The sequence below is a fragment of the Faecalibacterium faecis genome (genome assembly GCF_040096475.1).
Classification (GTDB): domain Bacteria; phylum Bacillota; class Clostridia; order Oscillospirales; family Ruminococcaceae; genus Faecalibacterium; species Faecalibacterium taiwanense.
The window spans coordinates 22,266-43,048 of the sequence record NZ_JBBMEP010000020.1 but is presented as its reverse complement, the minus strand read 5'-3'; the positions used below and the strand labels follow the sequence as shown (position 1 = coordinate 43,048).

Sequence of the window (20,783 nt, the reverse complement as noted above, 5' to 3'; positions counted from 1 at the left end):
AAGCCCCAGTGGGGCTTTTAAGCGACCGAACGGTCTTGCGGCAGCAAGATGGAGGGGCCTCGCCCCGACAAGTTCCAGTTTTCCGGGCAGACAGGTAACTGAAAAACACAAAATGAGGGAGCAGCCATGGTACTTTATTTTACGGGAACCGGCAACAGCCGGTATCTGGCGCGGCGCATTGCCGAAGGGTTGGAGATGCCGCTTTACGACCTGAACGCCTGCATCAAGGCAGGGAATACCGCCCCGGTGCAGACCGGGCGTGACGTGGTGCTGGTCACGCCTACCTACGCATGGCGTATCCCCCGGGTGGTGTCGGAGTGGCTGGGCAAGACCGCGCTGACCAGGGCAGAGCGTATCTGGTTTGTGATGGATTGCGGCAGCGAAATTGGCAATGCGGCAGGCTATAACCGGCAGCTTGCAGCGCAAAAGCAGCTGCAGTATATGGGCACAGCCCAGATCATCATGCCGGAAAACTATATTGCCATGTTCAATGCACCTCAAAAGGAGCAGGCACGGAGCATCGTGGAGCAGGCAGAGCCTGCGCTTCAGAAGGTGCTGGCGCAGCTCAAGGCCGGGCAGGAATTTCCTCCGCCGAGAGAGACCCTCTACGACCGCCTTATGAGCGGCCCGGTAAACCCGGTGTTCTATCGCTTTTTTGTAAAAGCGGATGCCTTCCGGGCAACGGATGCCTGCATCGGCTGCGGTAAGTGCGTGGAGCTGTGCCCCTTGAACAACATCCGTCTGGAAAACGGCAAACCGGTCTGGGGCAAAAACTGCACCCATTGCATGGCCTGCATCTGCCACTGCCCTAAAGAAGCCATCGAGTACGGCAAAAAGAGCAAAGGCAAGCCCCGGTATCACTTTGAAGCACTGGAAAGGAAGCAGCAGGACGTGTGAAGGAGAGCGGAAATTAGATGAAGTTTTTGTACTTACATGGGTTGGGACAAAAACCAGACAGTTGGGACAGAGTAATAAAAGAAACGAAGGTCTCGGATAGAAGCGCCAGCTTGAGCTTGGCAGAGATGCTGGAAGGAAAAGCGGCCACCTATAAGGAGTTGTATGCTGCATTCTCAGGAGAGTGTGATAAGGAACATGATGAAATCGTCTTGTGCGGGCTTTCCTTGGGTGCTGTTCTGGCACTTAATTATGCGATAGACCATCCGAATAAAGTAAAGGCACTGGTGCTAATTGCAGCACAATATAAAATGCCTGAAAAGCTATTGAAGTTCCAGAATATGCTGTTTCGCTTTATGCCGAATACAATGTTCAAGCAATTTGGATTCAAGAAAGCAGATGTGATTAGCTTGTGCGGTACGATGACGGAATTGGATTTCAGGGATTCATTATGTAAGGTGTCCTGTCCGGCATTGATCGTTTGTGGGGAAAAGGACAACGCAAACAAAAAAGCCTCAAAGGAACTTGCCAGTTATTTGAGCGATTCCCACTTCCATGAACTTCTGAAAGCAGGTCATGAAGCAAACATAGAATCTCCGGAGGAATTGGCAACAGTGTTACAGGAATTTTATGATAATGTCGAATAAACTACGATTCATCAAAGAAAGAGGACTTTAAAATGAACATCGAAGAACGGGCAGCACAGGCTGCCGCATGGAAAGCTACTGGACAGTGCAACTGTGCACAGGCGGTGCTGAAGGCATTTGAGGACAAGCTGCCGGTGGATGCCGACACCCTGATGAAGCTGGGCGCAGGCTATGCCGCCGGCATGGGCTGCATGGAGAGCACCTGCGGCGCACTGATCGGCGCTGTGATGGTGGCGGGCATCGTCACCGACGGCAAGCGCACACCCCGCATTTCTAAGGAACTGCTGCAAAACTTTCAGGAAAAGTGCGGTGCTACCATCTGCAAGGATCTGAAGGGGATAGAGAACGGCGCACCGCTGTGCCCGTGCCCGGAGTGCGTCCGCAACGCTGTTCTGGCACTGGGCGAGGTGCTGGGAGAGTAAGATGAAGAAGATCTTGTCTGTTTGCCATGGCAGGATGTGCTGGAGGGGTGCACCGCCCTGCTGGAAGAGCTGCGATAAAAGGGAAAGGGGATGACGAAACGTTATTGCAAGGGCGAACGGTTTGCTGACCTGTCGTTTGCCCGGGAAGTCTTTGAAAGAATAAACCTATTGACATGGTGCGAAAATGGGTTTATACTATCCCCAACACAAGGAAGGGAGCACAGACGGATGAAACATACAGCAGATGCCCGGCACAGACTACCCGGGCGAATGCGCTGCTCCCAGACAAATTCCCGGCAGACAGACTGAGAAAAAACAGGAAGATGCCGTTGTCTGGGAGAAGTGCCCGAACATACATCGTCACAATAAAAGGAGAACCGACAATGGCTGATTATAAACTGTGGAACGCACTGAAGAACGCTAAAAAATATCGCTGGGTGGAACTTTCTCACTCGCTGAACAACGAAAGCCCCTACTGGTCCGGCATCCCGGAAGGCTCTGTGGAGCTGGCAAAGACCGTGTGGGACTGGGGCAAGCCGGAACTGGAATGCCTGATCCAGACCTTCAAATTCCCCGGACAGTTCGGTACCCATATCGACTTCCCGGGTCACTTCATCAAGGGCAAAGCGCTGTCCGAAAAGTATGATGTGAACGACCTGATTTTCCCGCTGGTGGTCATTGATATTTCTGAGCAGGCCAAGAAAGACCCTCGCTACACTGTGACGGTGGAGGACATCAAAGCCTATGAGGCAAAGTACGGTCCCATCCCGGATGGTGCGCTGGTGGCTCTGCGCAGCGACTGGTACAAGAAGTGGCCGGATATGGATGCGCTGTCCGGCATCGACGCAGAGGGCAAAGAAAATGCTCCCGGCTGGTCGCTGGAAGCATTGGAGTATATCTACAAGGTGCGCAATGCCGCCGCCAACGGCCACGAAACGCTGGATACCGATTCCTCTGCGGTGGCGGAGGAAAAGGGTGACCTTGCCTGCGAGCGCTATGTTCTGGACAACGACAAGCTGCAGGTGGAGGTGCTTGCAAATCTGGATAAAGTTCAGCCTGCCGGTGCGGTGGTCATCGTTTCTTATCCCCGCATTGAAGGTGCAACTGGTCTGCCCGCACGGGTCTGGGCTATTACCGAATAAGAGCGGAGAAGTGGGAAAATGTCCTTTGAAAAAGCAAAAGCAGACCTAGAAGAAAAAGGCTTGGGAGACCATGTCATTGTGCTGAGCGAGTCCTCGGCAACCGTGGCGGAGGCAGCTCACGCACTGGGCGTAGAGCCTGCCAGCATCGCCAAAACGCTGTCGGTTTTGCAGGGCGAAAAGCCGGTGCTCAGCTTCAACTCGGCCCTCATCCTTCTGGGGGCTCTGGGCATCCTGCCCCCTGCCACCAGCGCCATGCTGCATAACCTTTCCACCCTTGGCATCAGCCTGCGCAGCAGCCTCCTTTTTTAGTTCAGATGAATCGGCAAAAGCCTAGCCAGCAGCCCAGCAGGAAGAAGAGCAGCGCTTTACCCAGCACCGGCAGCCATAGACGCTTGCACAAGGTGGTATCCCACCGGTGGATGTTCTGCTTGGGGCAGGTGCCAACGCAGGCTTCACAGGCGATGCATTCCCCGCTGCGCAGGCTGGTTTCCTCCAGCTTCAGGTACACCGGGCACTGCTGTTTACAGGCATTGCAGCCCGGGATGCAGCCGTCGCTCTGCCGGTGCAGCCGCGCAAATGGCAGCACCGGCAGCAGGGCAAACACCGCTCCCATGGGGCAGAGGAACTGACAGAAGAACCGGGGCTGCACCGCCATACCCAGCAAAATGAGCACAAGCAGCCCGATGCCCACACCAAAGCCCTCCGGCGGCAGATGCAGAGCCGTCAAGCGGGAAAACACCTCCCACGGGCTTGCGCCGGTCAGCATCTTTTCCTGCCGGGTCACATACAGTGCTACCAGCCATGCCAGCAGCAGATATTTGACCTTCTGCCCCAAAAGCACCGCCCGCTCCGGCAGACGGAGCTGCTTTTTGCGGTGGAACAGCTTTTTTTGAATAAGCCCGGAAAGCGCCCAGACGGCATCGCCCAAGCTGCCGAAGGCGCAGGCGTACCCACAGAAAAAACGGTCGAAAAGCAGGGTGAAGCCGCACAGCCCCAGCAGGGAAAGTGTGAAGCTGTCCACAGAGAGCACCTCGCCTGCACCAATGTGCAGAAAGATCTGTTTTACCCCGGAAAACCCGGCCACGAATGCGCCCGGCATGGACACAAAGAAGAACAACTGCACCCCGGTGCGCAGCCATGTACGGCGCTTTTTGTCCCGCTGACGCTGCTGCGCCGCTGTTAAAGGCTTTGCCTGTGTTTTTTCCATCATCCTGCCGCCTTTCCCAGTGCGTTCTCTACCGCACCGATAAGTCCTTCTGCCGTGAGGGTAGCGCCGGAAACGGTATCCACCTCAGCAGACTGCACTGCCAGCATCTCGTCCAGCAAAGGCAGCGCCTGCTTATAGTAGGGCTTATCCTCGCCGGAAGCATCCAGCACCGCAATATCGGTCATTTTTCCGTTCTGGATAGTCACCGACACCTGAATGACATCGCCAAAACCATAGGCGCTGCCCTCATAGATGCCGTCCCGGTAGCCGCTCTGCTCTGCCTGTGCTGCGCTCTGCGCCTGCAAAACGGAAGCATTGTAGGCTTCAACTTCGGCAATTTCCTGCTTGCGCTGGCTTACCGCTGCCGCCCGGATCAGCGCCACCTGCTGGTATTGCCACAGTACCCCCAAAATTAGCAGCAGGTTCACCGCCCGGAGGAGAAAATTTTTGTATTTCATTCTGCTGCTCCTTCCGTTTCAGATTCAATCCCGGTCTCTTCCGGCGGCAGTGCCGGCTCGGATGTCGGCAGCACTTCCTCAGAAGATGCCGGTTCCGGTTCAGAGGATGCCGGTGCATCTGCATAGAAAAGCTGCTGCCATACTTCCTTGAGCCACACGGGAACGGCGCTCTTTTCCTCCGGCTGCACCACCTCCACGGTGGGCGCGGTGACCGGCGTTTCCCCGGGCTCTGCTGCTTCAGACGGTGCGGTTTCCTCTGCCGTCTCTTCCGATGCAGTCTGCTCCGGAGCGGTTTTCTCTGCCAGGGCAACAGCCGCCTTTGCCAGCGCCAGCTTGACCGCGTTCAGGATGCCGGTGGAAGAGTAGGTCGCGCCGGAAACAGCATCCACGTTGGGGCTTTGTCCCTCCAGAATGGCGGGGATGACCTGTTTTGCCCGGGAGAGATATTCCTCCTCGTCCTCGGCGCTCAGGATCGTGATATCGGTAATTTTATCCTCTGCCACCGTGACCTGCACTGTGATCTGCCCCTCAAAGCCCGTGGCTTCGGCAGTGTAGATGCCGTCCAAGTAGATGGAGGGAGCCGTAAATTCCTCCACCACAAGCGTTGCAGCGGGCTTGGGCTGGGGCGGCAGGGGATTGTTGACTACCTCGCCGGTCAGGGCGTTCTGCACTGCGCCCAGAATGCCCCGGCTGGTGTAGGTGGCCTCGGAAACGGCATCCACCTCCCAGCTCTGAGTCTCCACCACGGTGGTCAAAAGCCGCTTGGCACGCCGCAGAAACTGCTTGGTCTCGTGGGGTGCGTCCAAGATCTCCACCTCCGTGATGCTGCCGTTTTCCATGGTGACCTGTACTCGGACGGCACCGCCGTAGCCCCGGGAAGAGCCGACGTAAACGCCGTCGGCATAGGGCAGCTTGGGCAGGGTTTCTTCCTCCGCTTCGGAGGAAACGGCTTCCACAGGCTGCTCCACCACGGTTGTCAGCTTTTCCGGCACGGCGGCCAGCACCGGAACGGTGCGGGGCAGGGCAAAAAGTACAGCTGCCGCTGCCGCCACCGTCGGGAGCAGTTGCACCAGCGGCAGCAGTGTATGGCATCGTTTTTTGTTCATTCCAACTCCTCCTGACACGGAAAAGCAAGGCCGCCTGATGCCAAGCGACCTTGCCGTTTTGTGTTATATTTTACAATAAATTAGGCAGTTTCCCGTGTATTCACAGCGCCACATTGACCGGCAGGACATACACGCCGTCGGCGGCGTAGAAGGTGATCTGAGTAATCGTCTTGCCGATGATGGATGCAAAGTAAGGATCATCGGCGTTGAAGCCCAGCTTGGTACCATGCCAGATGTTGGTCACATGATGCAGGCCGTACTCACTGCCATCGGCGGTGGTCAGAACTACGCCGTAGACCTTGTTGGCCTTGTAGTCCAGATCAAAACCGGAGATTTTCATCTCGTAGGTGGCATGGTGACCGTTGGTATTCAGCTCCACAGTGGTGCCCTCTACGGTGGTCTCGGTGGCGTGGACCTTGCCAAACTCCCACTTGCCGCTCAGCAGGTTATACCATGCGGTGATGTAGTAGGCAGGGGTCTCACTGAGCTTGTAGTAAGCGTAGCTCTCGTTCTCAAACAAGGCATCTGCGCCGGTGTAGGTGGTGGTGGATTCCTTGCCCTTTAGGGTAACGGTAATGTCGTAGCTGTCGGCATCGGTGACCTGCTTTGCATTCTTCAGCGCCCACGGGGTCAGCACCTTGACCGGGAAGGAAACGCCGGTGATGTCGGAGCCGTCCGCGTTGACGTGGTAGGAACCGGCGGCAAGGTTGCCCGCACGGGTCTTGTTCCTGGTGGCGCTGGTCACAGCGTCAATCTCAGATGCGTTGTCCACGCCGGCAGCCTTGTAGAAGTCGGCGTAGGGGATGTTCATCTGGACATAGCTGGAGGTCAGGCAGTTTTCCTGTTCCACCTCTTCCGCAGCGAAAGCCGGGACTGCCACAGCGCATACCAGCATAGCGGCCGCAAGTGCACCTGCAAATACTTTTTTCAATCTCATGGTAACACACCTCTATCTCAGTTTTGAAAAGATAGTTAGCTCTGCCTAACAATTGGCGCAAAAAATACAGGGGGAAAAACCCCTCAGATGGTTAGGCAAAACAAATTTTCGATGTAAAAATAGCACTCCCACCGGGCGTTGTCAAGTAGAAACCGGAAAGTTTGCAGAGGTGAATTTTCGATGCAGGAAACGATCTGCATCCTCTATACCGCAAAGCCCTTGACCTTTTTGCCGGAGCGCAGTATACTTTTTGCGGAGTTAGCCATGAATAACCGCAAGGAGGTACTACATGATACAAGACGCATTCTGGGGGATCCTGATTCCCTTTCTAGGTACAAGCCTTGGGGCAGGCTGTGTGTTCTTTTTAAAAAAGTCCCTGAGCGACGACATCCAGCGGGCGTTGACCGGCTTTGCCGCCGGAGTGATGGTGGCGGCATCGGTGTGGAGCTTGCTGATTCCGGCCATGGAACAGGCTGCAGATCTGGGCAAGTTGGCGTTTTTCCCGGCGGCAGCAGGCTTTTGGCTGGGCATCCTGTTTTTGCTGCTGCTGGACCATCTCATCCCACATCTGCACCAGAACAGCTTGCAGGCCGAAGGGCCAAAAAGCCAGCTCCAGCGCACCACTATGATGGTTCTGGCGGTGACGCTGCACAACATCCCGGAGGGTATGGCAGTGGGCGTAGTCTATGCCGGATACCTTGCCGGAACGGCTCAGATCACCGCCGCCGGGGCGCTGGCACTTTCCCTTGGCATTGCCATCCAGAACTTCCCGGAGGGTGCTATCATCTCCATGCCACTGCGGGCGGAAGGAATGAAAAAAGGCCGGGCGTTCTGGGGCGGCGTACTGTCCGGCATCGTAGAGCCCATCGGGGCAGTGTTGACGATTCTGGCGGCAGGCATCGTGGTGCCTGCTTTGCCCTATCTGCTCAGCTTTGCTGCCGGAGCCATGCTGTATGTTGTGGTGGAGGAACTGATCCCGGAAATGTCGCAGGGGCAGCACTCCAACGTTGGCACGGTATTTTTTGCGGTGGGCTTCAGCGTGATGATGGTGCTGGACGTAGCACTGGGGTGACGGTTGGGGGTTCCCGAAAGCGAAATCTCTTTCGGAATCTCCGAAAATACCTAAACTCCTTGACAGAGGAGACGGCAGGGCGTATTATTTTGGCAGAAGGACCGCTGAGAAGCGGCTTTTTATAGGATGAAAAGTTAGCATTGTCTAACTTGCAGCACGAGGAATTGCTGGCCTGTCATCCGGTGCAGTGGGCGTATCTGGTAAAAAGTATTGCATTGTGAACGGTAAACAGAAAGAGGGTGGCGTTATGTCTTTTTTTGAAAATACCCGAAAGCCCATAGGCCTTGGCGGGAAGATCATGGTTGCTATGATGAACTTTGGACACAGCGCAATGGCAGAATGGGGGCTGCGCTTTTTACAGCCTGCCCCGGATGCCATGGTGCTGGACTGCGGCTGCGGCGGTGGAGCGAACATTAAAACGCTGTTGAAACTGTGCCCCAACGGCAAGGTGCAGGGCATCGACTACTCAGCCGTCAGCGTGGAAAAAGCGCGAAAAGTCAATGCCAGAGCCATTGCAGCAGGACGGTGTACCGTGCAACAGGCAAGCGTGACAGAGCTGCCGTTTGAAGCGGAGCAGTTTGATGTGGTGACCGCCTTTGAAACGGTCTACTTCTGGCCGGAGCTTGCACAGAATTTCAGAGAGGTTTATCGAGTGCTGAAGCCCGGCGGAATCTTTTTCATCTGTAACGAAGCAAACGGCGAAACGACAAAAGACGACAAATGGACGCAGATCATCGATGGCATGGCCATCTATACGGATACTGCATTGAAAGAGTATTTGGAAAAAGCAGGATTTTGTCAGATCCAAAGCCACAAAAATAAAAAGGGCTGGCTGTGCGTTACGGCGCAAAAGCGGTGAAAGAGTGTAAGGAGGACGGAGCATGGAACGAAAAGAAGCAATCCGCAGTGCCTACCGGCTGACAGGCGGCAATAATTTTTATGACAGTATGATCACCTGTTCCACCCTGAGCGGGAAAGCAGTGTGCCGTCTGGTGTGGGACATGAACAAGGTGGAAAACGATGCCTATCTGGAAAAGGCACTGTCCGGTATCCCGGAGCATTTTTCCGGCAAGCTGCTGGAGGTGCCGGTGGGCACCGGCATTCTGACCATACGATAAAACCAAAGGGAGTTCTGCCCGGACCTTCGTCCGTGACGGAACTCCCTTTTTTAGCTTTATAGAAAAACCATAAGTCATCTGCCACACTCAGCGGAGCAAAAACCACACACCCAGCAGGATCGCAAGAAAAATCAGGTTGGACAGGGTGAACAGCCCAAAATACCGCTTCTTCCCCTGTGGCAGCTCCCGTGCGATCTGCCGGTAGGAAATAAGACTGGCCATGGATGCGATCAAAGTGCCAAGACCTCCGAGATTGGTGCCGATGATAAGGGCTTGTGTCTCTGCCGTGAACCCGGACAGCAGCAGGGCGGCGGGAACATTACTGGTGACCTGCGAAGCAAGAACCGCCACAAGAACTTCCCGGCCGGTCAGAAACTCCTGCAGCCAGCCGGAAAAGGCCGGAATGCGCCCCAGATTGCCAATGAAGATGAAAAAAGCCACAAAGGTCAGAAGCAGGGAATAGTCCACTGCCCGTAAGGTGTGCGGGTCTGCAAAAAGAACGCAGACGAGTACAGCGGCAAAGGCAATGCCATAGGGCAGTACCCGGATCACGGACAGCAGGCAGACGGCAAACAGAACCAGATACAGCAGGATGATCTTCTGATCTCCCTGAGATGCAGAAGAAGAAACAAGCTCGTCCACGGAAAGGGCGTCAGAGGCTTTCCGGCAGACCAGCGCTGCCCAAGCCAGCAGCAGGAGCAGAGAGACCAGAGTGTAGGGCAGCATAAGAAGAACAAATCCCCCGATGCTCATGCCGCTTTTTCCGTAAAGATAGAGGTTCTGCGGGTTGCCGATGGGGGTCAGCATACTGCCAAGGTTTGCCGCAATGGTCTGCATACAGACCACCGGGATCAGAAGGGAGCGGCGGACATCCGCTCCCAGACGGCTCAGGACCACGAACGTAAAGGGGACGAAGGTCAGCAGGGAAACATCGTTGGTGATGAACATGCTTCCGAAAAAGCACAGCCCGACCAGTACCAGCGTCAGCTGAAAGGTGCTGTGGGTACGGGACAGCAATGCCCGGCCCAGTCCATCAAAAAAGCCCTGCCGCCGCAGCCCGGCCATGACCGTCATCAGGGAAAATAAAATCGCCAGCGTGCGCAGGTCGATGTAGCCGAGATACTGCGCATCCGGCAGAACAAAAAAGGCGGAGACAACGGCCAGCACAGCGGCTGCGGTGAGGACCGTTTCCTGCTGAATGAATTGTTTGAGTTTCATAGAGACACATCCTTGTAATTGTAAAGGCAGCCCTGCTGCGGTGCCGGACGGCCTTTCTTCGTATTTCAGAGCAGCAGCTCAAACGACCCGATCATCAGCGGCATTCTTCAATGTGGAAGATCGCTACTTTCCCGAAGAACGGATTGCAAGTGCGTGCAGCTTCCGGCTCAAATCGGCCAGACACCATGCGATTGCCATACCGCCGGCAATTCCAAGAGCGGCCAGAAAGGTCTGCTCTCCGAAATGCTCTGCAGCAGACAAATCATTGGAGACGACTGCGTTCATGCAGTAGTAGAGGGTGCTTCCGGGAATGAGGGGAATGGCAGCGGTGATGAAGAAAGGCGTAGAGGGTGCATTGCAGCATCGGGCAAGAATTTCGGCATACAGAGCGGCACAGAAACCGGCCAACAGATTGGCAAGAAAGACGCTGTGCAGGGTGTTGGCGGCAAGAAGATAAGCCAGCCATGCCAGAAGTCCGCCTACACCGGCGGCGGGTAAGTAGCGCCGGTTCAGATTGAAGATCAGTCCGAAACCGACCGAACCAAGGGCAGCACTGAGCAACTGCGAAAAAACCTGTATCATGCGGAAATTCCTCCCATCAACCAGATGGCGGCCATCATGCCGAGTGCAAGGGTGGCGGCCATCAGAATGGCTTCCACCAGTCGAAGAGAGCCGGAAATAATGTCCCCAAGTAAGATGTCCCGGATGGAATTTGTCAGCATGATGCCGGGAATCAGCAGCATGATGATACCAATCAGAACTTTATCGGCATGAAACTGCATCCCAAAGCGGCAGAGCAGCAGAGTGGAGACACCGCTGAGAAATGATGCTATAAACTGAAATTCTACGCCATTCATACAAAAAGGCGAGAGATAGCGCTCCATCCAGCAAATCAGAACGGCAATGCCGCCGGCCAGCAGGCCGTCCCAGAGATTTCCACCAAAGAAGATGGCAAAACTGGAAGCAGCCAACACACTGCCGGCAAGATGCAGTCTTGGGTCCGGATGCTGTGCCAGAATGGCATTCAGCTGGCGCTGAAACTCTTCTATGGAAGGAGGCGCTGTGCAGATACGGCGGCTGAGCGCATTGAGCTTTTCCAATGTCAGCAGGTCATTGCTGGCAGCGTGACGCAGGCGGCGGGTCTCGGTCTGCGGCGGCAGCGAGGGCATGGTAAGCGTGACCACGATGCTGGATGTGATCACGAATACATTCACATCTTCTGCCCCATAGGCGATTGCGATCCGGTTCAAAGTGTCCTCAACGCGGAATACTTCTGCGCCGCTGTTTTGTAAAGCTTCGCCCATTCGGACCAGAATGTGGAGAAAATGACTGATCTCGGTCTCTTCCACAATATCACGCTCTTTTCATCTCGGTTTCTACATTATTATAGCGGGTGGACCGGCAGAACGCAAGACGCTGCAAGGACAGAGAGACTTTTTGATAACTGCATTGTTTACGCGGGCAATGGATCGCCTGGTTCTGAAAAAACGGCTTGCATCCGTTCTGTCACAGCGAAAGACTACGATTGGAGAAGAAAAAATTGAATCCAGTGCAAACGATTTTGCCGAGAATTGCATGAAATATTATAAAAGTATTATTCTTTTGTGAATTTTAGCACTCTGCTATTGACACTGCTAATAAACAGTGTTATAACAGTGGCGTGCTCAGGAGAAAGGGGCATGAGGGAACCGCAAGGCTCCCGGGAAGACTCCGCTTCTGATGCACGATCTTGATTTTATGCCCGACCCGAACGCCGGGATTGGAGGGTTGTTTTATGTTTATGCCTGCTGTTTTCCATGAAAATCTGTTCGATGATTTCTTTGATCCGTTCTGGAACGACGGTGCGCTGGAGCGTGCAATGAATCGTGAAGAGCGTGAGACCTTCGGCAAGCGCGGCGCAAACATGATGAAAACCGATGTGAAGCAGACCGCCGATGGCAACTATGATGTGGCTGTTGACCTGCCCGGCTGCAAGAAGGAAGACGTTCAGATGGAGCTGAGTGACGGCTACCTGACCATTCAGGCCGTCCGCAACCACTCCAATGACGAGAAGGACAACAATGGCCGTTATCTGCGCCGTGAGACCTTCTCCGGTACCTGTGCCCGCAGCTTCTATGTGGGTGATGCCGTGAAGAAGGAGGACATCCACGCAAAGTTCGAGGATGGCATCCTGCACATCGTACTGCCCGCACCGCAGCAGCAGAAGGCTCTGCCTGCGAATCCCAATCTCATTGAAATCGAATAATGTTTGTGCATCGGTGTGAGGAACACCGGCGCATAGAACCAACCCCCGGAGAACCGTAAAAAGCTCTTCGGGGGTTTTTGTATTCTGACATCTTTTCGGAAGTGAAAAAGCGTGGTACCCACAACACCGACACACAAGAGGACGCAGCAGTCAATCTTTTTGAAACCGCCGTCAAACACGCATAAAAGCGAAAAGAACCCGTTTTCAACATCAAATTGAAGTGAAAGCGGGTTCTTTATTGAAGTGACACCAAGTTGTCACAAAATCACAGTTTTAGAAGGCCTGTGCATCATATTTATAGCGATATTTCGCCGTAAATTCGTTTCTACTTGATGGGATGAATTATTTCCGACTTGTCAGCCGGTTGAGCAGCATCACAGCCAGGACAATAACACCAATGACGAGAAGAATGCCGACCATGCCGATGAGCATCATGGGCAGGGTGGTCATCCACGAAGAAAGATGAAGCATAAGTGTACCTCCGTTAAGCCATCAGGGTCAGAATCAGGCCGCCTGCAATGACGGATGCGATCTGCCCCGAAACGTTGACGCTGATGGAGTACATCAGCAGGAAATTCTGGTTATCTTCTTCCAATCCCATCTTGTTGACCACACGGCCGCTCATGGGGAAGGCGGAGATGCCGGCTGCACCGATCATCGGGTTCAGTTTTTTGCCTTCGGGCAGGAACAGGTTCAGCAGCTTTGCAAACAGCACGCCGCCTGCGGTATCAAAAACGAAGGCTACCAGACCCAGTGCAAGGATGAGCAGAGTATCGGGCCGGACAAACTTGTCAGCAGTCATCTGTCCGGCCACGGTCAGGCCCAGCACGATGGTGATGAGGTTTGCCAGCACATTCTGCGCGGTTTCGCTGAGGGCGTTCAGTACGCCGCACTCCCGCAGCAGGTTGCCGAACATCAGAAAACCAACTAGAGCTACGCTGGCAGGAGCTACCATACCGGCAATGATGGTTACAACAATGGGGAACAGAATCTTCGTCAGCTGGCTGACATTGCCCTTTTCATAGGGCATCCGGATGCGGCGGTCCTTCTGGGTAGTCAGCAGTTTAATGACTGGCGGCTGCACGATGGGCACCAGAGCCATGTAACTGTACGCTGCCACCATGATGGCACCAAGGTACTGGGAGTTGAGGGTGTTAGCTACAAAAATGGCGGTGGGACCGTCCGCTGCACCAATGACAGCGATGGAAGCAGCATCCTTCAAATCAAAGAAGAAGCCTGCCAGAAACAGGGTGAAGAAAATACCAAACTGCGCTGCGGCACCAAAGAGCATGAGCCACGGTTTTTCCAGCAGGGGGCCAAAGTCGATCATAGCACCAATGCCGATGAAAAGCAGCAGGGGAAACAGCTCGTTGGACATGCCTGCTTCAAACAGGGCAGAAATGGGGCCTACGGTATCGCCCTGCGTGATGGCACCGGACAGCGGCAGATTGACCAGAATGGCACCAAAGCCCATGGGTAAAAGCAGGCTCGGCTCCATTTTTTTGGCGATGGCAAGGTAGATGAGCAATGCACCAATGCCCCACATCACCACCATCTGCCAAGTCAGGTTTCCAAAATTGGAAAACAGACTTGCGAATGTGTTCAGAAAGTTCATAGTTTTCTTGCCTCCTATTGTGCTCCGGTACGGTGACAAGAAAAAGAGACTCCTGCCACAGCACCTTGTCTGTGACAAAAGTCTCAAGCGAACACATGACATCGGGCATTTCTGCCGTGATGACGCTGCCATGCAGCAGTCTCCCGAAGAATAAGCCGGAACACTGCCCTTTACTCCCTTTTATCAGATGTATTAAAACAGAATATGGGAAAACTGTCAAGAAAAATACAGAAATCTTTTCTGTATCTTATGAGGGTTCTTCCGCTGTGGTTCACGCAAGCTGATTACAGCAAAGCATTTCTGGAAGCCCATCGAGAGAAAATCACTCTGCACAAGGCGGCCCCGGAGAGCTGCGATAAGCCCTCCGGGGCCATTTTTGTTTTCCGACATCTTTCCGACAGTGGGAAAGCGTGGTAGAATAGGAGCAAAACTGATATATGATCAACAGGAAGGGGAAAATCAAGATGGAAACGGTCTATATCGCAGGCGGATGCCTTTGGGGCGTACAGCATTTTTTTGACACAGTGCCTGGTGTACAGATGACTGAAGCCGGCAGAGCCAACGGAACAACGAGTTCTCTGGATGGCCCATACGATGGATATGCAGAATGCGTAAAAGTGGTCTATGATGAGAAAAACACAAGCATTTCAGAACTGATGGCACACCTGTTTGAGATCATCGACCCCTACAGCCTGAACAAACAGGGCGTGGACGTTGGAAAAAAGTACCGGACAGGGCTGTACAGTACAGATCCCAGACATCTGGAAGAAGCAAGAGCTTTTATAAACGGCCGGGAGGACCGGGACAAGATCATGCTGGAAGTGCTGCCGCTGACAAATTATGTCCGGAGCGCTGAGGAGCATCAGCACCATCTGGAACGGCACCCTGAAGACTGCAGTTACTGCCATATCCCGGATGCTGTCCTGAACAGATACAGAAATCAGTAAATATGCGATCCTACCATTGCAGTAACACCAATGGAAAGTATCAGGAGCAGGAGAGTGCTCCGCTGGTGCGGGAATTTCTGGCGGATACCGGCATGACGGCGGCGCAGATCGACCGGGTGGCCTATCTGGTGGGGCACCACTGATGGTTCTGGATGTGGCGCTTGGCTGAGAGAGCGAAGCGGCTTCTCAATGGTAAAATAACGGAAAACACCCCTGTGAGCTTTTTTAAACTCACAGGGGTGTTTTTAGGCGTTGGGGTCGGTCAGCACAAAGGTCAGCTCGGCGGTGGCGGCGCACTTGCCGTCCACCCACGCCGAGGCTTTGCCCACGCCCACCGGGCCGTGCTGCTCTACCAGTTCACAGTGCAGGGTGAGCACATCGCCGGGGGTGACCTGTTTGCGGAAGCGGGCATTCTTGATGCCGCCGAAGAGGGCCAGTTTGCCCTTGTTCTCCGGCAGGCTGAGCGCCGCAACGGCACCGGTCTGGGCCAGTGCTTCCAGAATGAGCACTCCCGGCATCACCGGCTGGCCGGGAAAATGTCCGCAGAAAAATTCCTCATTGCGGCTCACGCACTTGCGGCCGATGGCCCACTGGCCCGGCTCATAGTCCAGAATGCGGTCCACAAGGGCAAAGGGATAGCGGTGCGGCAGAAGCGCCGCGATCTCCTCGCTGTTCAGGGCGTTTGCGTCTGCACGCACGGTGCGGGGTTCTGCCATGGGTCAGCCCTCCCATCTGCGCAGGGCGATGCAGGCGTTGTGCCCGCCAAAGCCCAGACTGTTGCTCAGTGCGTAGGTCATGGCTTGCGCACGGCCAGTGTTCGGCACATAGTCCAGATCACATTCGGGATCGGGCTGCTCATAGTGGATGGTGGGCGGCGCAAACTGGTCATGCAGGGCCAGCGCCGTAAATACGGCTTCAATGCCGCCCGCACCGCCCAGCAGATGGCCGGTCATGCTCTTGGTGCTCACCACAGTCAGCTGCTTTGCGTGTTCGCCGAACACCGCATGGATGGCGGCGGTCTCGCAGGCATCGTTCATGTGGGTGCCGGTGCCGTGGGCGTTGATGTGGTCCACCTGCTCCGGTGCGATGCCTGCATCCGCCAGCGTCAGCGCCATGCAGTCGATGGCACCTGCGCCGCCGGGGGCGGGGGCGGTGAAGTGGTAGGCATCGCAGTTGGCACCGTAGCCCACCACCTCGGCGTAGATGTGCGCACCGCGGGCACGGGCATGCTCCAGCTCTTCCAGCACCAGCACGCCGCTGCCTTCGCCCATCACGAAGCCGCCGCGCCGTGCGTCAAAGGGCAGGCTGGCTGCATCCGGGTCGGTCGCGGTGGAAAGCGCTTTCATGCTGGTAAAGCCGCCGATGCCCAGAGGGCTGATGCAGCTCTCTGCACCGCCGCAGACCATGGCGGTCTCGTAGCCGTCACGGATGCGGTGGAAGGCGTCGCCTACGGCATTGGTGCCGCCGGCGCAGGCCGTCACCGGGCAGGTGCACATGCCCTTCAGGCCAAAGCGGATGGCCACCTGTGCCGCCGCCATGTTGGCAATGGACATGGGCACAAAATAGGGACTTACCTTTTCCATGCCCTTTTCTTCACCGCGGGTGTGCTGCTCCTCAATAGTGGGCAGACCGCCGATGCCGCTGGAAAGGATGACGCCGATCTGTTTGGCTTCCGCTTCGGTGTCCAGACCGCTGTCTGCAACCGCTTCAGCGGCGGCAGCAAGGGCCAGAACGGTAAAGCGGGCCATCTTGCGGGCTTCCTTTTTGTCCACGATGGTTTCCGGGTCAAAGCCCTTCACCTCGCCTGCCAGCTTACATTTAAAATCGGTGGTATCGAACTGGGTAATGGGGCCGATGCCGCATTTGCCTGCTTTGGCAGCGGCCCAGCTGTCGGCGGTGTTGTTGCCCAGCGGGTTCACGGTGCCAAGGCCGGTGATCACGACTCTGCGTTTTTCCATGAGAGTTTTCTCCTTTTACATTGCCATGCCGCCGTCTGCACAGAGCACCTGCCCGGTGAGATAGCTGCTTTGTTCTGCGGCAAAAAATGCCACTGCATTTGCCACATCCTCCGGCTTTCCTGCGCGGCCTGCGGGGATGCCCTTTGCCATTTCGGCACGGACGGCTTCCGGCAGGGCGGCGGTCATGTCGGTCTCGATAAAGCCCGGCGCGACTGCATTCACGGTCACATTGCGGCTTGCCAGCTCGCGGGCAAGGCTTTTGGTCAGGCCGATCAGGCCCGCCTTGCTGGCGGCGTAATTGGTCTGGCCGGCGTTGCCCCGCAGGGCCACCACACTGGAAAGGTTCACGATGCGGCCCCAGCGCTGGCGCACCATGCGGCGGGCGGCCTCCTTGCAGCAGAGGAACGCACCCTTGAGGTTTGCGTTCAGCACTGCATCGAAGTCCTCTTCGCTCATGCGCAGGATCAGATTATCGCGGGTAATGCCCGCGTTGTTCACAAGGATATCCACCCGGCCAAAGGCGTTCATCGCCTGTTCAAAGAGCGCTTTGCAGCCCTCGGCAGTGGAAACATCGGCCTGCACAGCCACGGCATCTGCGTTTTCGGCCTTGCACAGAGCCACCGTCTCGGCAGCTGCAGCTTCGCCGTGGCAGTAATTCACCACAACATTGCAGCCCTGCTTTGCCAGCTGGATGCACACAGCCCGGCCAATGCCCCGGCTTCCGCCAGTAACAACGGCGGTGCGGATGATCGTTTCTTCGCTCATAGCTCTTCCTTCCATGCTGTCAGTGCGGCGTTCAGCTGCTCCGGGGTCTCCACCGAAGCGCAGACCACGCCGGGCAGGGTCTTTTTCACAAAGCCAGCCAGAGCACTGCCCGGGCCGACTTCCAGAATATGGTCTACGCCCAGCTCACCGAGGCGGTGGAGCGTATCTTCCATGTAAACGCTGCTCTGCACCTGCTTCACGAGCAGCGCCGGGATGCTGTCCTGCTCAGCTTTTTCACGGCCAAGGCAGTTGAACAGCACCGGCACCTGCATCTCGCCAAAGGGCTCAGACGAAAAACGCTTTGCCAGTGCATCCCCGGCGGGGGCCATGAGGCGGGTGTGGAACGGGCCGCTCACCTTGAGCGGGATGCAGCGGCGGGCACCGGCTTCTTTGGCCAGTGCGGCGGCTTTGTCCACAGCGGCTTTCTCGCCGCCGATGACCAGCTGACCCGGGCAGTTGTAGTTGCAGATCTGCACACAGCCGAGCTCTGCAGCCTGTTCACAGCAGGCTGCAAGTGCCTGCCGGTCAAGGTTCAGCACGGCGGTCATGCCGCAGTCGATGCCCTTTGCAGCTTCGGCCATGGCTTTGCCGCGGTAAGCGGCCAGCTCGATGGCCTGCTTTGCGGTGAACACCCCGGCAGCTTCCAGCGCGGAGTATTCGCCCAGCGAAAGCCCGGCCACATAAGCGGGTTTCACGCCCTGCTGGGCCAGCACTGCGGTCACGCCGCAGGCAAAGGCCACCATGCAGGGCTGGGTGTATTCGGTCTGATTCAAAAGGCCATCCGGGTCCTCAAAGCAGACGCGGTGCAGATCGAAGTCCAGTTCTGCACTGTCAAATGCCGCCCGGAACGCGGGAGAGCCTTCGTAAAATTCTTTGCCCATGCCGGGGTGCTGTGCCCCCTGACCGGCATATAAAACGGCAAGCTTCATTGATTTTGCCTCCATTCGGTCACAAGTTCATCCATCAGCTCCTGTACCGTGCGCATCCGGTCCAGCCTGCCCACGTTGGCCCCGCAGAAGAACAGGCCCTCCTCCACATTGCCCTTTACGGCTTCGATGAGCGCGTGGGTGATGCAGTAGGGCACCTTGGCGGGGTCGCAGGTCTTCAGGCAGCGGGCACAGTGCCGGGGAGGGAAGCGGGTCCCCTCTGCCAGCGCCTGCACCAGTGGGGTGTTCAGTGCACGGCCCGGCATTCCCACCGGGCTGTGGATGATCCGTACATCCTCGGGCCGGGCGTTCAGCAGAACGTCCTTGTAGCCCTGGGATGCGTCGCACTCGTAGGTGGTGATAAAGCGGGTAGCAAGCTGTACGCCTGCAGCGCCCATTGCGGTAAAGTGGGCCATATCGGCACCGGTGTACACGCCGCCTGCCACAAACACGGGGATGCTGTGGCCAAACTGTGCTTCAAAGGGCTTTACCTCGGCCAGCACCTCGGGCAGGATGTCATCGAGGGTCTGGCATTTGCCTGCCAGCAGGTCATCTTCGGCAAAGCCGAGGTGTCCGCCTGCCTTGCAGCCTTCGATCACCACAAAATCAGCGGTGCGGCCAAACTCTTTGGCCCAGCGACGCAGGATGAGCTTTGCGGCTCTTCCGCTGGAAACGATGGGAGCGATGGCAACATCCGTTGTGCCCACGATGCCGGGCAGCTCCAACGGCAGGCCCGCGCCGGACACCACCGCGTCCACGCCCGCTTCCACAGCGGTGCGGATCGCGGCCGCATAATCCTGCGTTGCCACCATGGCGTTGATGGCTACCATGCCCGCGCCCTTTGCGATCTCCTTTGCCTTCCGAATCTCGGCGGTCAGTGCACGGTGGTTGGCACTTGCCGGGTCGCGGGCAAAGTCCGGCTCACGGTAGCCTGCATCGGCGGTGGAGATGCACCCCATACCGCCGCAGGCTGCAACAGCACCGGCCAGCCCGCCGAGGGAAACGCCCACACCCATGCCGCCCTGTAGGATGGGCACAGACAGGGTCTTTCTGCCGAGGGTCAGCATTCGGTGCTCAGCGCGGCAATGCGCTGCCTCCCGCCGTTCCACAGGTCTGCAAGAATATCCGCCACCGGGCGCACCTCGTGCAGCATGCCTGCCACCTGACCGGCCATCAGGCTGCCAGTGGTGGTGTCGCCCTCAAACACGGCGCGGCGCAGGCTGCCAAGGGTGTACTTTTCCAGCTCCATCTTGTCGGCACCGGCGTTTTCCTGCCGGACATATTCGCGGCTCATGCGGTTTTTCAGCACTCGCACCGGCGCACCCACGCTTCGGCCGGTCACAATGGTATCGCTGTCCTTGGCCTTGAGCAGGGCGGCTTTGTAGTTTTCATGGATGGGGCACTCCTCGCTCACCAGCAGGCAGGTGCCTACCTGCACGCCGCAGGCGCCCAGAGCCAGAGCTGCTGCCAGCTGACGGCCATCGGCGATGCCGCCAGCTGCAATGACGGGTACATTTACGGCATCCACCACCTGCGGCACCAGCGCCATGGTAGCCATTTCGCCCACATGGCCGCCGCTCTCGGTGCCCTCAGCAATGACAGCATCGATGCCCAGCGGCTCCAGATGCTTTGCCAGCACGGCGGCGGCGACAACCGGGATCACCTTGATGCCTGCCGCTTTCCACGCGGGGATATATTTGCCCGGGTTGCCTGCACCGGTGGTCACAACGGGCACGCCCTCTTCCACCACGATCTTGGCAAACTCATCTGCCTGCGGATGCATGAGCATGATGTTCACGCCAAAAGGCTTGTCGGTCAGCTCTTTGCAGCGGCGGATGTTCTGGCGCAGGGTGTCGGCGTTCATGCCGCCCGCACCAATGATGCCCAGCGCACCCGCGTTGGAGCAGGCGGCGGCAAACTCGCCAGTGGCAATGTTGGCCATGCCGCCCTGAATGATGGGGTATTTTGTGCCTAGAATTTCATTTAAAAGTTTCATTGAAAAACCCTCTCAGTCAATGCCTTCCGGCATTGACAGCTCCCCCGAGGGGGGAGCTTTTTTCTGCTTTTCTGTCAGCTGGACCTTCTCTTGGAAGGCACACTGACCCT

The 20,783-nt window shown here is 56.5% G+C and carries 26 protein-coding genes; 11 read left to right on the top strand and 15 right to left on the bottom strand.

All coding sequences use genetic code 11. The annotated features are described in order from the left end of the window. Positions 1 to 126: 126 nt before the first annotated feature. The 5 genes from WMO17_RS10605 to WMO17_RS10585 all read left to right on the top strand — a co-directional run bounded on the left by WMO17_RS10605 (position 127) and on the right by WMO17_RS10585 (position 3,414). Positions 127 to 897, top strand: a complete 771-nt coding sequence (locus WMO17_RS10605; protein WP_349138039.1) for an EFR1 family ferrodoxin — start codon at positions 127 to 129, stop codon at positions 895 to 897. A gap of 17 nt (positions 898 to 914) precedes the next feature. After that, complete coding sequence (locus WMO17_RS10600) at positions 915 to 1,541, top strand: alpha/beta fold hydrolase (protein WP_337679666.1); 627 nt, start codon at positions 915 to 917, stop codon at positions 1,539 to 1,541. 32 nt (positions 1,542 to 1,573) lie between these two features. Beyond that, positions 1,574 to 1,963, top strand: a complete 390-nt coding sequence (locus tag WMO17_RS10595) for a C-GCAxxG-C-C family protein (protein WP_154258576.1) — start codon at positions 1,574 to 1,576, stop codon at positions 1,961 to 1,963. A gap of 383 nt (positions 1,964 to 2,346) precedes the next feature. Continuing rightward, positions 2,347 to 3,105 (top strand): cyclase family protein, encoded by a 759-nt coding sequence (locus tag WMO17_RS10590; RefSeq protein WP_349138038.1) that lies wholly within the window; start codon positions 2,347 to 2,349, stop codon positions 3,103 to 3,105. 18 nt (positions 3,106 to 3,123) lie between these two features. After that, positions 3,124 to 3,414, top strand: coding sequence for a YbaK/EbsC family protein (locus WMO17_RS10585; protein WP_349138047.1), 291 nt, complete (start codon positions 3,124 to 3,126; stop codon positions 3,412 to 3,414). 1 nt (position 3,415) lies between these two features. Here the strand turns inward: WMO17_RS10585 and WMO17_RS10580 are convergent, their stop codons facing one another. From WMO17_RS10580 to WMO17_RS10565, 4 genes are all read right to left on the bottom strand, one after another. Next, positions 3,416 to 4,315 (bottom strand): 4Fe-4S binding protein, encoded by a 900-nt coding sequence (locus WMO17_RS10580; RefSeq protein ID WP_349138037.1) that lies wholly within the window; start codon positions 4,313 to 4,315, stop codon positions 3,416 to 3,418. Then, complete coding sequence (locus WMO17_RS10575; protein WP_154255819.1) at positions 4,312 to 4,770, bottom strand: FMN-binding protein; 459 nt, start codon at positions 4,768 to 4,770, stop codon at positions 4,312 to 4,314. Before WMO17_RS10575 ends, WMO17_RS10580 begins: the two co-directional genes overlap by 4 nt. Then, positions 4,767 to 5,876: an FMN-binding protein gene (locus WMO17_RS10570; RefSeq protein WP_349138036.1), complete on the bottom strand. Its 1,110-nt coding sequence runs from the start codon at positions 5,874 to 5,876 to the stop codon at positions 4,767 to 4,769. Before WMO17_RS10570 ends, WMO17_RS10575 begins: the two co-directional genes overlap by 4 nt. A 100-nt stretch (positions 5,877 to 5,976) precedes the next feature. Beyond that, complete coding sequence (locus WMO17_RS10565) at positions 5,977 to 6,813, bottom strand: hypothetical protein (protein WP_349138035.1); 837 nt, start codon at positions 6,811 to 6,813, stop codon at positions 5,977 to 5,979. A 289-nt stretch (positions 6,814 to 7,102) separates the two neighbouring features. On the opposite strand from WMO17_RS10565, the gene WMO17_RS10560 reads away from it, so the two are divergent. The 3 genes from WMO17_RS10560 (at position 7,103) to WMO17_RS10550 (ending at position 9,003) form a co-directional block, all read left to right on the top strand. Beyond that, positions 7,103 to 7,885, top strand: coding sequence for a ZIP family metal transporter (locus WMO17_RS10560; protein ID WP_154255822.1), 783 nt, complete (start codon positions 7,103 to 7,105; stop codon positions 7,883 to 7,885). A gap of 247 nt (positions 7,886 to 8,132) precedes the next feature. Next, positions 8,133 to 8,744, top strand: a complete 612-nt coding sequence (locus tag WMO17_RS10555) for a class I SAM-dependent methyltransferase (protein WP_349138034.1) — start codon at positions 8,133 to 8,135, stop codon at positions 8,742 to 8,744. 22 nt (positions 8,745 to 8,766) lie between these two features. Then, positions 8,767 to 9,003: a hypothetical protein gene (locus WMO17_RS10550; protein WP_242961855.1), complete on the top strand. Its 237-nt coding sequence runs from the start codon at positions 8,767 to 8,769 to the stop codon at positions 9,001 to 9,003. 87 nt (positions 9,004 to 9,090) lie between these two features. Here the strand turns inward: WMO17_RS10550 and WMO17_RS10545 are convergent, their stop codons facing one another. From WMO17_RS10545 to WMO17_RS10535, 3 genes are all read right to left on the bottom strand, one after another. Next, positions 9,091 to 10,221, bottom strand: coding sequence for an SLC13 family permease (locus WMO17_RS10545; RefSeq protein ID WP_005939712.1), 1,131 nt, complete (start codon positions 10,219 to 10,221; stop codon positions 9,091 to 9,093). A 123-nt stretch (positions 10,222 to 10,344) separates the two neighbouring features. Further along, a complete protein-coding gene (locus tag WMO17_RS10540; RefSeq protein WP_005939716.1) occupies positions 10,345 to 10,803 on the bottom strand; it encodes a threonine/serine exporter family protein in 459 nt (152 codons plus the stop codon). Then, positions 10,800 to 11,570: a threonine/serine exporter family protein gene (locus WMO17_RS10535; RefSeq protein WP_005939719.1), complete on the bottom strand. Its 771-nt coding sequence runs from the start codon at positions 11,568 to 11,570 to the stop codon at positions 10,800 to 10,802. The genes WMO17_RS10540 and WMO17_RS10535 overlap by 4 nt, the downstream gene beginning before the upstream one ends. Positions 11,571 to 11,995: 425 nt before the next feature. Between WMO17_RS10535 and WMO17_RS10530 the strand changes: the two genes are divergently transcribed. Continuing rightward, entirely contained in the window at positions 11,996 to 12,466 is a 471-nt protein-coding gene (locus WMO17_RS10530; protein WP_005939725.1) for an Hsp20/alpha crystallin family protein, read from the top strand. 342 nt (positions 12,467 to 12,808) lie between these two features. Here WMO17_RS10530 and WMO17_RS10525 read toward each other — a convergent pair whose 3' ends face one another. Both WMO17_RS10525 and WMO17_RS10520 read right to left on the bottom strand, forming a co-directional pair. Continuing rightward, positions 12,809 to 12,937, bottom strand: a complete 129-nt coding sequence (locus WMO17_RS10525) for an oxaloacetate decarboxylase (protein ID WP_097782029.1) — start codon at positions 12,935 to 12,937, stop codon at positions 12,809 to 12,811. A gap of 13 nt (positions 12,938 to 12,950) precedes the next feature. Beyond that, the gene (locus WMO17_RS10520; protein ID WP_005939727.1) at positions 12,951 to 14,081 is read right to left on the bottom strand and encodes a sodium ion-translocating decarboxylase subunit beta; all 1,131 of its coding nucleotides are present in this window, start codon (positions 14,079 to 14,081) and stop codon (positions 12,951 to 12,953) included. 437 nt (positions 14,082 to 14,518) lie between these two features. Between WMO17_RS10520 and WMO17_RS10515 the strand changes: the two genes are divergently transcribed. Beyond that, on the top strand, positions 14,519 to 15,028 hold the full coding sequence (locus tag WMO17_RS10515; protein WP_243111972.1) for a peptide-methionine (S)-S-oxide reductase: 510 nt from the start codon (positions 14,519 to 14,521) through the stop codon (positions 15,026 to 15,028). Between the two features lie 2 nt (positions 15,029 to 15,030). Beyond that, on the top strand, positions 15,031 to 15,171 hold the full coding sequence (locus tag WMO17_RS10510; RefSeq protein ID WP_242959377.1) for a hypothetical protein: 141 nt from the start codon (positions 15,031 to 15,033) through the stop codon (positions 15,169 to 15,171). Positions 15,172 to 15,273: 102 nt separating this feature from the next. On the opposite strand, the gene fabZ is transcribed toward WMO17_RS10510, so the two are convergent. The 6 genes from fabZ to WMO17_RS10480 are packed head-to-tail and all read right to left on the bottom strand — an operon-like array spanning position 15,274 to position 20,673. Further along, on the bottom strand, positions 15,274 to 15,744 hold the full coding sequence (gene fabZ / locus WMO17_RS10505; RefSeq protein ID WP_005939736.1) for a 3-hydroxyacyl-ACP dehydratase FabZ: 471 nt from the start codon (positions 15,742 to 15,744) through the stop codon (positions 15,274 to 15,276). 3 nt (positions 15,745 to 15,747) lie between these two features. After that, a complete protein-coding gene (gene fabF / locus WMO17_RS10500; RefSeq protein WP_097774745.1) occupies positions 15,748 to 16,986 on the bottom strand; it encodes a beta-ketoacyl-ACP synthase II in 1,239 nt (412 codons plus the stop codon). Positions 16,987 to 17,001: 15 nt separating this feature from the next. Beyond that, entirely contained in the window at positions 17,002 to 17,751 is a 750-nt protein-coding gene (fabG, locus tag WMO17_RS10495) for a 3-oxoacyl-[acyl-carrier-protein] reductase (RefSeq protein ID WP_349138032.1), read from the bottom strand. Next, a complete protein-coding gene (gene fabD, locus WMO17_RS10490; RefSeq protein ID WP_349138031.1) occupies positions 17,748 to 18,680 on the bottom strand; it encodes an ACP S-malonyltransferase in 933 nt (310 codons plus the stop codon). The genes fabG and fabD overlap by 4 nt, the downstream gene beginning before the upstream one ends. After that, on the bottom strand, positions 18,677 to 19,744 hold the full coding sequence (locus WMO17_RS10485; protein ID WP_332376677.1) for an NAD(P)H-dependent flavin oxidoreductase: 1,068 nt from the start codon (positions 19,742 to 19,744) through the stop codon (positions 18,677 to 18,679). The genes fabD and WMO17_RS10485 overlap by 4 nt, the downstream gene beginning before the upstream one ends. Further along, positions 19,738 to 20,673 (bottom strand): DUF561 domain-containing protein, encoded by a 936-nt coding sequence (locus tag WMO17_RS10480; protein WP_120019642.1) that lies wholly within the window; start codon positions 20,671 to 20,673, stop codon positions 19,738 to 19,740. The genes WMO17_RS10485 and WMO17_RS10480 overlap by 7 nt, the downstream gene beginning before the upstream one ends. Positions 20,674 to 20,783: the final 110 nt, after the last annotated feature.